Annotated in this window: 10 protein-coding genes; 2 read left to right on the forward strand and 8 right to left on the reverse strand. The window is 65.1% G+C overall.

Annotated features, from left to right (window positions below):
* The first annotated feature begins 37 nt into the window (after window positions 1–37).
* Complete coding sequence (gene hrpA, locus AC1PLU_RS06120; protein ID WP_481107984.1) at window positions 38–4,159, forward strand: ATP-dependent RNA helicase HrpA; 4,122 nt, start codon at window positions 38–40, stop codon at window positions 4,157–4,159.
* A 247-nt stretch (window positions 4,160–4,406) separates the two neighbouring features.
* Here hrpA and AC1PLU_RS06125 read toward each other — a convergent pair whose 3' ends face one another.
* The 8 genes from AC1PLU_RS06125 to pqqA all read right to left on the reverse strand — a co-directional run bounded on the left by AC1PLU_RS06125 (window position 4,407) and on the right by pqqA (window position 12,465).
* Window positions 4,407–7,043 carry a TonB-dependent receptor gene (locus AC1PLU_RS06125; protein WP_481107985.1) on the reverse strand — a complete coding sequence of 879 codons (2,637 nt, stop codon included), beginning with the start codon at window positions 7,041–7,043 and terminating at the stop codon, window positions 4,407–4,409.
* A gap of 107 nt (window positions 7,044–7,150) precedes the next feature.
* Window positions 7,151–8,185: a glucokinase family protein gene (locus AC1PLU_RS06130; protein ID WP_481094334.1), complete on the reverse strand. Its 1,035-nt coding sequence runs from the start codon at window positions 8,183–8,185 to the stop codon at window positions 7,151–7,153.
* Between the two features lie 404 nt (window positions 8,186–8,589).
* Window positions 8,590–9,102 carry a hypothetical protein gene (locus AC1PLU_RS06135; RefSeq protein ID WP_176338939.1) on the reverse strand — a complete coding sequence of 171 codons (513 nt, stop codon included), beginning with the start codon at window positions 9,100–9,102 and terminating at the stop codon, window positions 8,590–8,592.
* Window positions 9,103–9,273: 171 nt separating this feature from the next.
* Entirely contained in the window at window positions 9,274–10,398 is a 1,125-nt protein-coding gene (gene pqqE / locus AC1PLU_RS06140; protein ID WP_481107986.1) for a pyrroloquinoline quinone biosynthesis protein PqqE, read from the reverse strand.
* Window positions 10,395–10,673, reverse strand: a complete 279-nt coding sequence (gene pqqD / locus AC1PLU_RS06145; protein ID WP_481094332.1) for a pyrroloquinoline quinone biosynthesis peptide chaperone PqqD — start codon at window positions 10,671–10,673, stop codon at window positions 10,395–10,397. The genes pqqE and pqqD overlap by 4 nt, the downstream gene beginning before the upstream one ends.
* Window positions 10,670–11,422, reverse strand: a complete 753-nt coding sequence (gene pqqC / locus AC1PLU_RS06150) for a pyrroloquinoline-quinone synthase PqqC (RefSeq protein WP_481094331.1) — start codon at window positions 11,420–11,422, stop codon at window positions 10,670–10,672. Before pqqC ends, pqqD begins: the two co-directional genes overlap by 4 nt.
* A complete protein-coding gene (gene pqqB / locus AC1PLU_RS06155) occupies window positions 11,419–12,318 on the reverse strand; it encodes a pyrroloquinoline quinone biosynthesis protein PqqB (RefSeq protein ID WP_481094330.1) in 900 nt (299 codons plus the stop codon). Before pqqB ends, pqqC begins: the two co-directional genes overlap by 4 nt.
* A gap of 66 nt (window positions 12,319–12,384) precedes the next feature.
* Window positions 12,385–12,465: a pyrroloquinoline quinone precursor peptide PqqA gene (pqqA, locus tag AC1PLU_RS06160; RefSeq protein WP_002812057.1), complete on the reverse strand. Its 81-nt coding sequence runs from the start codon at window positions 12,463–12,465 to the stop codon at window positions 12,385–12,387.
* 290 nt (window positions 12,466–12,755) lie between these two features.
* Here pqqA and AC1PLU_RS06165 point away from each other — a divergent pair, with 290 nt between their 5' ends.
* Complete coding sequence (locus AC1PLU_RS06165; RefSeq protein ID WP_481094329.1) at window positions 12,756–14,942, forward strand: RelA/SpoT family protein; 2,187 nt, start codon at window positions 12,756–12,758, stop codon at window positions 14,940–14,942.
* Window positions 14,943–15,118: the final 176 nt, after the last annotated feature.

Below are 15,118 nucleotides of genomic sequence, written 5' to 3' on the forward strand. Positions count from 1 at the left end.
GATCACTCGTCATTCAATCTTTCACATTTTTTCATCAATGAGCGCTATCGATACCGACCTGGCCACCACCTTGCGCGAGGGCCGTAGCGCCGTCGATGGCGGCATGAGCCGCGACCGGGGCCGCTTGCTCGGCCTGTGGTCGCGCTGGCAAGGCAAACCCGGCAACGTGCAGCTGCGCCAGGCCTTCGAGCAGGCGCTGGCGGCGTCGCAGGCGCAGCGCAAGGCCCGCGCCGAGCAGCAGCCCGCCATCACGCTGGACACGCAACTGCCGATCGCGCGCGAAGCCGAGCGGATCATCGCGTTGATTCGCGATCATCAAGTGGTGGTCATTGCCGGCGAAACCGGCTCGGGCAAGACCACCCAGCTGCCCAAGCTGTGTCTGGCGGCCGGGCGGGGCGCCGCAGGCATGATCGGCTGCACCCAGCCGCGCCGGATCGCCGCACGTGCGGTGGCCGCACGCGTGGCCGAGGAGTTGAAGACGCCGTTGGGCACCACGGTGGGTTTCCAGGTGCGCTTCACCGACCGGGTTGGTGAAGACTCGCGGATCAAGTTCATGACCGACGGCATCCTGCTGGCGGAGATCGCCAGCGACCGTTGGTTGTCGGCCTACGACACCATCATCGTGGACGAGGCGCACGAGCGCAGTCTCAACATCGATTTTTTGCTTGGCTATCTCAAGCAGTTGCTGGTCAAGCGCCCCGATCTGAAGTTGATCGTGACTTCGGCCACCATCGACACCGAGCGTTTCGCGCAGCATTTCAACGATGCGCCGGTGATCAGTGTGGAAGGACGCACGTTCCCGGTCGAGGTGCGCTATCGCCCGCTCGAAGGTGATGCGGGCGATAGTGGTGACGGCGAGCAAGGCAACGGCCGCGATGGCGAGCGCACCGTCAACGATGCGATCGTGGCGGCGATCGACGAAATCACCCGCATCGACCCGCGCGGCGACGTGCTGATGTTCCTGCCCGGCGAGCGCGAAATCCGTGATGCGCATCAATCGCTGGAACGGCGCAAATATCGCGAGACCGAAGTGGTGCCGTTATACGCGCGGCTGTCTGCGCAGGATCAGGACCGTGTGTTCAATCCGGGCCCGCGTCGCCGCCTGGTGCTGGCCACCAACGTGGCCGAGACCTCGCTGACGGTGCCGCGCATCCGCTATGTGGTGGACCCCGGGTTTGCGCGCATCAAGCGCTATAGCCCGCGGCAGAAGCTGGACCGTTTGCATATCGAGCCGATCTCGCAGGCCAGCGCCAACCAGCGCATGGGCCGTTGCGGGCGCATCGCCGAGGGCATCTGCTACCGCCTGTATGCCGAAGCCGACTTTGCCGCCCGGCCAGCGTTTACCGACCCGGAAATCCGGCGCGCGTCGTTGTCGGGCGTGATCCTGCGCATGCTGCAACTGGGTCTCGGGCGGATCGAGGATTTCCCGTTTCTGGAAGCGCCGGACGAGCGTGCAGTTGCCGACGGCTGGCAGCAGTTGCTGGAGCTGGGCGCGATCGATGGCGAGCGCCGCCTGACCGCGACCGGCCGCCAGATGGCGCGCCTGCCGGTGGACGTCAAACTCGCGCGCATGCTGGTGGCCGCACAGCAGCACGGCTGCCTGCGCGAGATGATCGTCATCGCTTCATTCCTGGGAATCCAGGATCCGCGCGAGCGCCCGCCCGAAGCGCGCGAGGCAGCCGACAACGCGCATGCGCTGTTTGCCGATGCGCGCTCGGAATTCGTCGGCATCCTGCGCTTGTGGGAAGCGTACCGACAGGTGCACGAAGAGCTCACCCAGTCCAAGTTGCGCGATTGGTGCAATCGACATTTTCTGGGCTTTTTGCGCATGCGCGAGTGGCGCGAACTGCATCGGCAGTTACGCTTGCTGTGCGAAGAACTCGGTTGGAGCGAAGAGCCAGCCGGGGCGATGATGGCGCCGCTACTGGCCGGTGCCAGCGCACCGCCGCGCGAGGATGGGCACAACGCCAACCGGCCCACGCGCGGGCAGCTGCATCGCGCCGCGCGTCTGGCGCGCGAAGGCAAGCCGGAGCCAAGTGCGGCACCTGCACGCACCACCTCTGCAGCTGCGAACAAGCAGGCCGAAGCCGCCGAGGTGTCGGCGCGCACCAGCGAGCGCGAACGCGCCGCGGCGTATCAGGCACTGCACCGCGCGCTGTTGGCCGGCCTGCCGACGCAGATCGGCCATCGCACCGAAAAAGGCGATTTTCTCGCCGCACGGCAACGCCGGTTCGTGCCGTTCCCCGGCTCGGCGTTGGCGCGCAAACCGCCGCCGTGGATTCTGGCCGCCACGCTGCTGGACACGCAAAAAGTCTGGGGCATGACCAACGCCGCGATCGAGCCGGATTGGGCGATCGCCGAGCTGGGGCATCTGCTGGCGCGCAAGCATTTCGACCCGCATTGGTCGCGTGCGCAGGGGCAGGTGGTCGCCTCCGAGCAGATCAGCCTGTTCGGGCTGGTGCTGGCGCCGAAAAAGCCGGTGCATTTCGGCAAGATCGACCCGGCCGCCGCGCACGATCTGTTCGTGCGTCAGGGCCTGGTGACGGGCGAAATCAATACGCGCGCGGCGTTCGTGGCCGACAACCTCAAGGTGCTGGAGCAGGCGCGCGAAGAAGAAGCTAAGTTGCGTCGCGCCGGCATCGTGGCCGACGAAGAGTGGCAGGCACGTTGGTATCTGGATCGCATTCCGTCCGAACTGCATTCGGCCAGTGGCCTGGATGCGTGGTGGAAAACCTTGCCGCCTGACAAACGCCGCAGCCTGCATTGGTCGTTGAACGATCTGCTGCCGGGCGAAGGCAGCGAGGCCGATCGCTTCCCGAAGTATTTCCCCCTTGGCGATGCGCGGCTGCCGTTGCATTACCGCTTCGAGCCGGGGGCCATCGATGACGGCGTCACCCTGGATGTGCCGTTGCATCTGCTCAATGCGCTGGATCCAACGCGGCTGTCGTGGCTGGCGCCTGGCTTTGTTGCCGACAAGGCATCGGCATTGATTCGTAGCCTGCCCAAGGCGCAGCGCCGTAACTATGTGCCGGCGCCGGATTTCGGGCGCGCGTTCTACGAGGCCTACAGCATTGCGTCGGCCGACGATATCCGTGGCGAGCTGGCGCGCTTTCTGAGCAAGGCCACCGGCACGCAGGTGGCGGCGCTGGATTTCGACGAAGAGGCGCTGGACACGCATCTGCTGATGAACCTGCGCCTGCGCGATGACGACGGCAAGGTGCTGGCCGAGTCGCGCGATCTGGACGGGTTGCGCGCACGGTTCGGCGAGCGTGCGGGGCAGGCGTTTGCCGCGCGTGCCGGCCGCGCGCTGGCTGCGGAGGGCTTGCGCGATTTCCCGGCCACCCCGATCCCCGAACAGGTGTCGGGCGAGGCCGGTGTGCCGGCATATCCGGCGTTGGTGGATCAGGGCGAAGACGCAGCGCTGCGCATCTTTGCCGACCGCAACGAAGCGGCGCAGGCGCATCCGCGCGGCGTGCGCCGGCTGCTGGAAATCGCGCTTGCCGACAAGATCAAGCAGGCGCGCAAGCAATTGCCGGTGTCGCCCAAAACCGGGTTGTTGTACGCGGCAATCGAGTCGCAGGAGCGGCTGCGCGGCGATCTGGTCGATGCCGCGCTCAATGCGGTGTTGGCCGAAGGTTTGGGCGCGATTCGCGACGCGGGTGCCTTTGCGCAACGCCGTGACGATGCGATCAAGCGCTTGTTCGGCGAGGCGATGGAGCGGTTGACACTGGCCGAAAGCATTCTCGGTGCCGTGGCCGAACTCAAGCCCTTGCTGGAAGCGCCGTTGATGGGCTGGGCGCGGGGCAATCTGGACGATATGGAGCAGCAGTTGCGCGCGTTGGTGCATGCCGGCTTCCTGCGCGAGACCCCGGCCGAGGCGCTGGCCAACTACCCGCGTTATCTCAAGGCGATGATCCTGCGCACCGAGCGCGCCAAACGCGATCCGGCTCGCGACCAGACCCGCATGCTCGAACTCAAACCATTTGTGGATGCGTTGGGCGATGCCGCCGCACGCGGTTTGCAGCAGCGCCCGGAGTGGGAGTCGCTGCGCTGGGATCTGGAAGAGTTGCGTGTCTCGGTGTTCGCGCAGGAGCTGGGCGCCAAGTCGGGCGTGTCTGCGAAAAAGTTGTCGCAGCGGGTGGCTGCGTTGCGCGCTTGAATGGTGCCGGATGCGCCAGGGTCGAGGTGATCACCAGACGCGCTGATCCATGCGGATCGACATCCACTGGCCGCTCCGACAGATCGCATCGGAGCGGCCAGCGCATGCAGCCACATGACGCCTCTAAAAAACCTGCTGAGCGCTTGTCAGACAGGTGCGAGCGGCATACCTGGAGCCCGCCGCGTGGGTTGGTCCATGCTGCCCGGGCGCAGCTTGCTGACGCTGCGCGCGGGCTTTGGTCATACCCTCAGAACTTCACATGCAGGCTCGCCATATAGCGGCGCCCGCTCTTGTAGCGGCCAGCCAGGTGTTGCTTGTCGCCGAGATACTGCAGGTATTCCTCGTCCAGTAGGTTCTGTGCATCGATCTGCAGCGACCAGTTCGGGCTGAATGCATAGCCGACACTCGCGCCCAGTTCGGCGTAGTCATCCACGCTCGCCGGTGCCGCACCGGCCACGTAGCCGCCGGCCAGGTAGCTATCGCGCCAGTTGTAGGTCAGCCGTGCATTGAGCGGGCCTTTCTCGTAGTACGGACTGAAGGCAACGCTGTTACGCGACTGGTAAGGCAGCGCATCGCCGGTGTTGTTTTCGCCATTGGCGTAGGTGTAGTTGGCGGTCAGGCCAAAGCCGCTGTCGCCGAACGGTTGCTGGAACGCGATGTTGAAGCCCTTGACCTTGCCGTCGCCGGCATTGCGCGGTCGCTGGATGCTGTAATCGCAATAGCCATCTGCGCTGCAGCCATTGCTGCCGACCAGTTGCGCCCAGCTCTGCGGTGCGGTGTCACGCAGCGCATTGTATTGGCGCTCCACGCTGGCGCTGGTGTCGATGTAGTTGTCGATCTTCTTGTAGAACACCGACCACGCCACCACCGACTGCTGTGCGAAGTAGTACTCGGCCGATAGATTGAAGTTCCATGATTCGTACGGCGACAGCTCCGCATTGCCGCCGCTGCCGGTCAGCGTGGTGTCGTTGAGGAAGGTGTTGTTGACCATCTGGTTGTACGGTGCCCAGGCGATCACCTTGGCCGCAGCGAAGCGAAACACCCAGTCGTCTGCAGCCTCGTAGGCCAGCGTGAGCGAAGGCAGCAGAAAGTCTTCCTTGCGGGTGCGGGTCTGCCACAGGCTGTCGGCATTCAGCAGCGACGGCGTGCCGCTGTAGACAAAGCCGCTGCCTTCGGTCTTGGAGTCCACATAGCGCAGCCCGAGATTGCCGCGCAAACCGCCGCCGGAGAAATTCAGCTGTGCGTACGCCGCGTTATTGGTCTGCTGCAGCGCCCAGGTGTTGTTGAGATAACTGGACGGGTCCGGCGCGCCGTAGTCGACCGGGCTGTTGCGGATCCAGTTCAGCACATTGTTGCGACCTGCCTGCACATGCTGCCCATGATCGGGATAGAAGTCCTGCAGATCGGTCAGCCCGATCGTGCCCACATCGGCCAGCGTGCCCGGCGTGACGCCGCCATAGACATTGAGTTCGAATCGTTCCTCGTGCTTGCCGTGGCGCACGCCCAGCAGCAACTGATTGAACACGCTGTCGAACTGCACAGCGAGATCCAATTGACCATAGGTGTCCTTGCTTTCGGTCGAAAAGATGCCGTTATTGCCGAACCAGCCACCTGCCGAGCCCCAATTGGCCGGGTCGCGCGCGCGCGCCGGATCGTCGAAGCGAATACCACGCTGCGTATCCCAACTGAAGCCGCCGTTGTAGAACGGCTCGATGAAGTATTGCGAGAGGTCCTTGTTCTCCGACTTGCTCTGGCCGAGCTGCCCGCTCAGGCCCCAGCCATCGCCGCGAAACGCGCCGCGCAGGTCCAGGCCCTTAGTGGTCACCTCCGATTCGCGCACGTTGTTGTCATAGATCACCGTGCCGCCGAGCGGGTCGGCATTGGCGCTGGAATGCCCGCTGGTCACCACCCCGTTGCGCAGCCCCCCGAGTTGGTCCACTGCCGCCACCGTGCCGGGATTCCAGGTCAGAAAGCTGTACATCGACTGGTTGTAGTTGTCGAAGTTCTCGTTGATGTACAGGCCGCTGAGGTTGAACTCCAGCGCATCGCTGGGCTTGAGTTGCAGGTTGACCACCGCGCTGTCGCGTTCGCGATCCTGCTGAAACCAGGCCGCATTGATCGAATTGGGCACGTCCGCGTCGGCGGGGACACTGCCTGCCGCATTGGCGAAGCTGCTGGCCGGTGCGTAGCCGAACACTTCCATGCCGCGGCGGTCGACGCGTTCTTCGTAATGCTGCGCCGACACCGCGATACCGAAGGTGTCGGCGGCGTTTTTCCAGCTGTAGAGCAGTGCCGCATTCGGTTTGCCCTGGCTGGCTTGCGCGCTGTAGCTGTAGCCGATGGAGGCAGCGACCTCGTTGACCTCCAGATCGAGCGGTTGCCGTGTGTGCATCAACACGGTGCCGCCCAGGCTGCCTTCGGTCAGACGCGCTTCGGAGGATTTGAGAATTTCCACACGCCCCAGGATCTGCGGTGCCAGCAAGGTGTAATCGAAACCGCGGCTGGGTTGCTCGCCATACAACCAGATCGCCTGCGCCACCGGATGCCCGTCCAGGAACGACAGATTGAGGCTGGGGTCGGTGCCGTCGATGCTGACCCGTTCGCCCTGGCCAAAGCGGCGGTCCAGGGTCACGCCGGGAATCTGCGACAGCGCTTCGGCCACATTGGTGCTGGGAAACTTGCCGATGTCTTCGGCGGTGATCGCTTCGGAAATACCGGTGTTGTTGCGTTTGGTGTCGAGCGATTTTTCCAGGCTCGCGCGGATGCCGACGACTTGCACGGCGTCCAGGTCGGTGGCTTGCGGGTCACCGTTGTCCTGGGCTTGCGCCGCGAATGCCAGCGACAATGCGATCGCGCTGGACAGCAGGGTGGTGCTGTATTTCATGATGTCTCTCCTCATCACGCACAGGGATGGACGGCGAGCGACAGCTCGCCGGATGCGGGTCTTGATGTCGCGCGTTTTGCGGGGAGCACAAACGCGTGGTGGATCGCTTACGACACGTGGACGTGTTGTTGCAGATACCAGTTGGCCGCGCCGAGCACGCCCAGCTGCCCGTGCTCGACCAGCTTGACCGGGATGCGCTCGAGCAGCGCACGCATGTTTCCCTTGGCTAAAAAACGTTCGCGAAAAGTGCTGTTGGCCAGAAACTGCCCGATCGTCGGCAGGATCCCGCCGGCCAGATAGATGCCGCCGGCAGCGCCGTAGGCCAGCGCCATATCGCCGACCGCGCTGCCCAGCAATGCGCAGAAGCTGTGCAGGCAGTCGCGCGCCACCGCATCGTCTTCGTGCAGGGCTGCATGCGTGATCGCAGCAGGCAGGCGATGGCGTGGCGGCACCGCGTGCAGTTCGCACACGGCGTTGTAGAGATTGAGCAGGCCGGGGCCGGACAACACATGCTCAAGGGGCAGATAGGGCTGGCCGCGCAGCAGAATCCGCAGCAGTTGCAGCTCCCTGTCGTCGGTGCTGGCCAACGCGACCTGGCCGGCCTCGGTGGCGAGCACGATCGGACGAGGCTTGGCATCGATCCACACTGCAGCACCAAGCCCGGTGCCGGGACCGACCACCAGGATCGGACCGGCGGCGCGCGCATGCCGTGGCGTCGGCCCGCTGAGCTGCAGCACGGCGCGTTGTTGCATCTGTGGCGCAGCGTAGGCAACCGCTTCGAAATCGTTGACCAGATGCACGCTGCGCACTGCAAGCGCGTGACGTATCTGGCTGGGCGAAATTGTCCACGGCAAGTTGTTGCTGATGAAGCTGCCATCGTCCAGCGCAATACCGGCACTGGCGATCACCACCGCATCGACGCCGCGCACCTGCTGCAGAAAGTCGCCGAGGATCGCCTCCAGACTGGCGTGCTCGCTGCCGCGATAAGTGCGGTAGTGCGACACCTCGATCTCTGCGTTGCCCGCATACGCCACGTGGCCGACACGCACATGCGTGCCACCGACATCGGCAGCGATGAAGCCGGTGGCAGCGGGGCAAGTGGGCAAGACAGCAGTGTGAGCAGAACGCGAGGTCGCAGCCACATTCAATCCTCAAAGGTTCGCCGAGCGTCCGATGCCGTCGGCGAGTACGGGCCTGTGTAGGAGTTGGTGACAACGATGTCAATGGATCAGTCGGGTTGGATCGATCTTGTTGGCGCACTCAAGCGCTAAACAGGCGGTCTTGGACGTGTCTGTGCGGACTTCAATGCGCAAACAGGACAGGCGCTCCCAGCGTGGGCAGCGCCTGTTTGTCGGTGGACTGTATTTGTAGCCGAAGCCTATTTGGACAAGACGGCGCTGTCGGCTGCCAGCGTGTGCGATCGCTCGACAGTCTGGGCCGCAGTAGCGGTGGTCGTGACGCCCGGCAAGGTGCTGCAGGCGCTATCGTCGGTTCCATACGCCGACCACGCGCGCTTGGTTGCGGCGTAGTCGCCAGTCAGCCCCGCTTACTTGACCCGACGCACCTTGGCAGGCGTGTTGTAGCCCTCAATCTGCAGATACCACACGCCGACCAGGCCGGGCTTGATCTTGACCTTGGGCGCATCCTTGCGAACGCCGGCCAAGCTGGCGGCGTCGGTCTGCTCCCAGTCCTGACCATTGGCCAGGGTGTATACGCGACCCTTGGAGAAGCCCTTGAACTCGCCAACGATCGTGCTTTCGATCGGCTCCTTGCTGCCGAAATCGAAGAAGCCGCGGTTCTTGACGATCACTTCCTGGCGGCCGGCTTCCTTGGCTTGTTCGACCACCACGGCCGCTTCCTTGGCGACCTTGCCTTGCAGCCAGTCGTTGAGCGCGGCCAACTCGCTGGCATTGAGCTTGTCCAGGCCGGCTGCCTTGAACTGCTCGGCGCTCATCTGCGACTGTAGATCGCCCTGCACGGCGCGCTGCGCCAGGGCCGGGAGAGCGGTCAACGCGAAGGTCAGGCCGACCAGCAGGGGAATGCGGCGCGCGAGCGACATGGAGGCGATCCGGAAGACGAAGAGGCCGTTAGTGTAGACGCTGGCGCGCATCGTGCAGCTTGGCCTACGGCGCGCGCTGGTGGTGTTTGCCTCCACAAGCTACAGGCCCTTTCGCACCGCATCGAGAGATTGCAGGCAGATGCGCAGAAAGGCCCAAGCTGCTGCTGTGAATTACTCCTCGTCTACCGTCGCTACGGTCGCGCGCGCAGCACGTTCGGGACGGCGGTAGACAAACTCAGGTGCGGGCGCGGCGGCCTCGCGTTCGGCGGTGGCGCGCACCTCGGCGTGCACCGGCGATCGTTCGCACACGGGGTCCAGCGTGGCGGCATCGCCGGCCAGCGCCAGGGCCTGGCAGCGGCAGCCGCCCCAGTCGATCTCGCGCTTGGGGCAGCCCTGGCACACCTCCGGCATCCACGCCGTGCCGCGGAAGCGCACGAACGCCTCGCCGTTGTTCCAGATGTCGGCCAGCGAGCGCTCGCGCAGATTGTCGAAGCGCATGCCCTCGATGGTTTCGGCCGCGTGGCAGGGCAGTACATCGCCACGCGGGGAAATATTGACGAAGCGCTGGCCCCAGCCGCCCATGCAGGGTTTGGGTTGGCGCGCGTAATAGTCGGGCGTGACGAAGTCGATCGCCAGGCGGTCGCCGAGCTCGCGGCGTGCGGTTTCCACTGCCGTAATCGTGGCCATCAGTTGCTCGCGGCTGGGCATCAGCGCGGCGCGATTGCGCAGGCCCCAACCGTAATACTGGGTGTGAGCCACTTCGATACGCTCGGCTTGCCATTCCAGCGCCAGCGCAATCATGCCCGGCACGCGCTCGGCGTTATGACGGTGCAGTACCGCGTTGAGCGTCAGCGGCAGGCCACGCGCACGCACGGCGGCAGCGAACTCGCGCTTTTTCGACAGACTGTTGCGATAGCCGGCGATGCGATCGGCACCGGCCGGGTCGACGTCCTGCACGCTCAGTTGCACGTGTTCCAGTCCGGCAGCCTTCAATTGGTCCAGCATCGGCTCGCCGCCGGCCACGCCGGAGGTGATCAGATTGCTGTACAGCCCGAGCGCGCGCGCATGCGCCACCAGCTCGGGCAGGTCCTTGCGCAGCATCGGCTCACCGCCGGAAAAGTGTGCCTGCAGCACGCCCATGTCGGCAGCCTGCTGCAGCAGCAAGCGCCAGCCGGCGGTGTCCATTTCCTCTCGCAGCGCCGCCAATGCGATCGGGTTGGAGCAATACGGGCAGGCCAACGGGCAGCGATGGGTCAGCTCCAGCAGCACCGACAGTGGCGGCGGGGCGATGCTCATGGCCGCAGCAAACGCTTCTGATGCAGGGTGTTGGTGAGTTCGATCACATCGACCTCGATGTCTGCCGCGTCGGCATCGAATTCGGCAGCCAGTTCCTGCGCGATCTGCGCCAGCGAACGCACGCCGTCGTAGCGCTGCGCCACCACCAGCGCGATCTCGTCCAGCTCGACCACGCGTTCTGGTGCCAGCAGCACCCACTGATCGCGTGCGCGGTCGTGCTGCAGGCGTACGCCCGCGCGCAGGGCTGGCTGGCTGTCGCGGGTGATGCTGCTCACGCAGCGGCCCGGCTGGCGTCGCGGTCGGGCACGAACGCATCCGGCCACACGATGCCCGGGGTGACGTAAGCCACGTGCAAGGCATCCAGCTGCGCCCACAATACCGAGCACTTGAAATGCAACGCGGCCTTGACCAGTTCCTGCTTCTCGACGGTATCGGCGTGCTGCTTGACGTAGTCGAGTGCGAAATCCGAATCGCGCGGCGCCTCGGTCAGGCGATGCTCGAAGTAGGCCAGCGCCTCGGGCGAGACGAAGTCGTAATGCTTGAGCATGCCGGCCACGCGCCGGCCGATGATGTTGGGGGCAAACAACTCGGTGAGCGAAGAGGCGATCGCTTCGAGCAGGCTTTTTTCGCGCACGAACTGCAGGTAGGCCTGCACGGCGAAACGGGTGCCGGGCAGTAGCGCACGGCCGGACTCAACCAGTGCGCGATCCAGGCCCAGCGCATCGGTCAGGTGCAGCCAGCGCGCGATGCCTCCATCGCTGGGACTGTTGCCATCGTGATCGAGAATGCGTTGACGCCAGATCCGACGCAGCGCCGGGTCTTCCATGCGCGCCAGAATCGCGGCGTCTTTCAATGGAATGCAGCGCTGGTACTCGAAGCGATTCAGCGCCCAGGCCTGGACCTGGCCGCGATCGAGCTTGCCGTCGTGCAGCAGCGCGTGGAACGGGTGCTGGTCGTGGTACAGACGGGCGCCGATGGCGCGCAGATCCGCTTCCAGTTGGTCCGGGGTGAGCAGGGCGGTCACAGGGTGATCTCCAGGCCGTCGTGCGCGACCTCCCAGCCGCTGGCACGCGCGCTGGCGTACTCCGGCGAGTGGGTGTCGAGCACGGGATTGGTGGTGTTGAGATGGATGAAGATCTTGCGCGCCACATCCAGCGGGGCGAAGGCGGCGATGGTGCCGTCGGGGCCGTCGATGCTCATGTGACCCATGCGCTGGCCGGTTTTCTGGCTGATGCCCAGTTGCACCATCTCGTCGTCGCGCCACAGCGTGCCGTCGAAGAACACCAGTTCGGCGCCTTGCAGGCGCGCACGCAACGCATCGGTCATTGCCGCGCAGCCGGGGATGTAATGCACGCGGTGCTGGCCATCGTCGATGGTGAGCCCGAGGGTTTCTTCGTTGGAGCCGGCCAGATCGCCGCCGCTGCGCGATTCCATGAACAATGGCACCTTGCCGGGCACCGAGAATGGTGTGAGTTGCAGGCCCAGCAGCGACACCGGTGTGTCCAGCGCAAACGGCTGGCGCTCCACGTAGGCAGGATTGACCGCGTCGAAGATGGGGTTTTGCGACAGCAGATCCAGTACGCGGTTGCTGGCATGCAGCGAGAACGCCTGGCTTTCGCGCATCGACAGCAATCCGGCGATATGGTCGATCTCGCCGCTGGTCAGCAGCACTGCTTCGATCGGCGAATGGCGCAGGCCGTGCTGCGGCCAAAGCGCAGGCGTTGCGAGAACTTGTTGACGGAAATCGGGTGAGGCGTTGATCAGCACCCAGCGCTCGCCATCGGCGCTGACGGCGATGCTGGCCTGTGTACGACGTTGGGCACCGTCAGCTTGTTGCCATGCCCGCTGACTCGCGGGGGTGTGGCAATTCCACTGCGGGTGCCCACCGCCGGCCGCCGATCCCAGAACGATGATGCGCATGGAGAACTGTTACCTATCTGCCGGCGACTGCCGGTCATGCATCGGGAGGAAGGGCGGCAGGTGAGCTCAGAATTCGCCGGAGACGTAGCAGTTGATCTCGGCGCCACAATTGACTTCACGAACGACAGGCTTCTTCCAGGTCTTCATCGGCTACCTCGCAGTTGGTTGGAATGACGTCGCCGCAGCACTGGGCAGCGACGACGCCAAGGGAGCATAGGCAGCCGGTTTGGCTGAATTGTAAAGGGCATGTAAAAAGCCGCCGATGAAGCTGATTTCATGGACGCAACGGCATCGGATTCCGCACAGAGCGGTTGCGAATCAAGGCGTTGGCGGGTGAACCGGGCATAAGCGCGAAGGCATCGGATTTCTGTGACTGCGCTGCGATTGCGCGTTGTGGAGAAGGTGACGCGCACGTTACCGTAGCTGTCAGACCATTGTTGTTGCCCACGCCCGTGTCCACCGCTGTGACCAGTTCCTCATTCGACCGCCTGCATGCCGTGCTGCAGCGTCCTGCTGTCGCGTCGATCGCGCCTGCCTTGCGCGACGCATTGGCGCAGGCCTGGCAGAACGTGCCGTCAGCGCAAGCCGAGGCCGTGCCGTGGGCGCTGCTTGCCGACACGCTGGATGCGCTGGCGCTGCTGGCGGCCGATGAGGCCACCTTGATTGCTGCATTGCTGTTCGATCTGCACGCATTGCGCGGCGTGGTCGCGAGCCTGCCATGGCAACCGGCCGAACGGCGTGTGGTGGTCGAAGGTTTGCTCGATGGGCTGGACGCGGCCGACCAGGTCTGGGCCCTGCATGCCGGGCGCGAGGCCGGGCGCAACAGCGAAGGCTTGCGGCGGCTGCTGCTGTCCATCATCCACGACCTGCGGGTGGTGCCGATCCTGTTGGCGCGGCAGCTGGCGCGCATGCGCGTGGCCGACCGCCTGAGCGAAGAACAACGCCGCGCGCTTGCCCAGCTCACTCGCGACATCCACGCCCCGCTGGCCAACCGGCTGGGCATCTGGCAGGTGAAGTGGGAGCTGGAAGACCTGGCGTTCCGGCATCTGGAGCCTGAGACCTACCGCCGCATCGCCCGCGAGGTGGACGAAACCCGCGTCGCGCGCGAGCGCTATCTCGAAACGGTCAAGCGCACCTTGTCGACGACGCTGGCCCAGCAGGGCCTGCGTGCGGAAGTGAGCGGGCGGCCCAAACACATCTACAGCATCTGGCGGAAGATGCAGAAAAAGCGCCTGTCGTTCGACCAGCTATACGACATCCGCGCGGTGCGGGTGATGGTCGACGACGTGGCCGCCTGTTACGCCGCGCTGGGTGCGGTGCACTCGCTGTGGGCACCGGTGCCGAGCGAGTTCGACGACTATATCGCCCGGCCCAAGGCCAACGACTATCGCTCGCTGCACACGGCAGTGCTGGGCCCGGAAGGGCGCACGATCGAAATCCAGATCCGTACCCACGAGATGCACGCGCAGGCCGAACTCGGGGTTGCGGCGCATTGGAAGTACAAAGAGGGCGGCAAGGGCGCCGAGAAGGCGTTCGACCGCAAGATCCTGTGGATGCGCCAACTGCTGGAGCAGGTGCAGGAGGGCGATCACGGCGAACTGGCCGGCGCGCTGGATGCCGAGCTGATCGAAGACCGCGTGTATGCGCTGACGCCCAAGGGCGAGGTGATCGATCTGCCGCAAGGCGCCACGCCGCTGGATTTTGCGTATCACGTGCACACCATGGTGGGGCATCGCTGCCGCGGCGCGCGCGTCAACGACCGCATCGTGCCGCTGACCTACCGGCTGCGCAGCGGCGACCGCGTGGAGATCATGACCGCCAAGGAAGCCGACCCGCGCCGCGACTGGTTGCTGGCGTCCAACGGATTCCTGGCCAGCGGGCGCTCGCGCGATAAGGTGCGCGCGTGGTTCCACAAGCTTGACCGCGCGCGCAACGTGCACGCGGGCAAGGAGTTGCTGGATCGCGAGCTCAAGCGCCTGGGCCTGCAGCACTCCGATCTGAGTGTGGCGACGCGTAAATTCCACGCCGAAAACATCGACGATCTGTATATCCAGGTGGCGCTGGGCGATACCGGGCCCAACCAGGTCAGCCGTGCCTTGCTGGAAGCCGAGCGCGCCGCCTCGCAGCCTGCAGTACCGGCGCCGCCACGGCCCACCGCGCGGCGCGAAGGCCTGGGCAAATCCAAGTTCACCGTGCAGGGCGTGGGCAATCTGCTGGTGCAGCTGGCGCGTTGCTGCCAGCCGGTGGCGGGCGAGCCGATCGCCGGCTATCTGACCCGTGGCCGCGGCATCACCGTGCATCGTACCGATTGCGCGGCGCTGTCGCGTCTGGCTGCCGCGCATCCGCAGCGCGTGCTGCCGGTGGAGTGGGGCCAGGCCGGCAGCGGCTACGAAGTGGATGTGCAGGTGCGCGCGGTCGACCGACGCTGGCTGCTCAAGGACATCACCAACCTGATCGCGCAGGAAGACGCGCATGTGCTGGAGATCAACAGCGACAACGTGCGCGACACCGGCCGCGCGCAACTGCGTTTGCGTTTGAAGGTCAGCGATTACGACCAGCTGTCCGGCTTGCTTGGCAAGCTGGACGCCTTGCCCGGGGTGAGCGAGGTGCGGCGACTCGGCTAGGCGCGCCGCACACCTCGCCAGCGCCAATCGATTTGAAACAGCTGGCACACACAGCAAGCAAGGTGTGCTTGCCTGACGAATCCCGAATCCCGAATCCCGAATCCCGAATCCCGAATCCCGAAGCGCACATCGTCTTCGCAGCGGCCGGCTACCATAGCGGGGTGAACGCGTCCCCG

The sequence above is a fragment of the Xanthomonas sp. NCPPB 2933 genome (assembly GCF_056725225.1).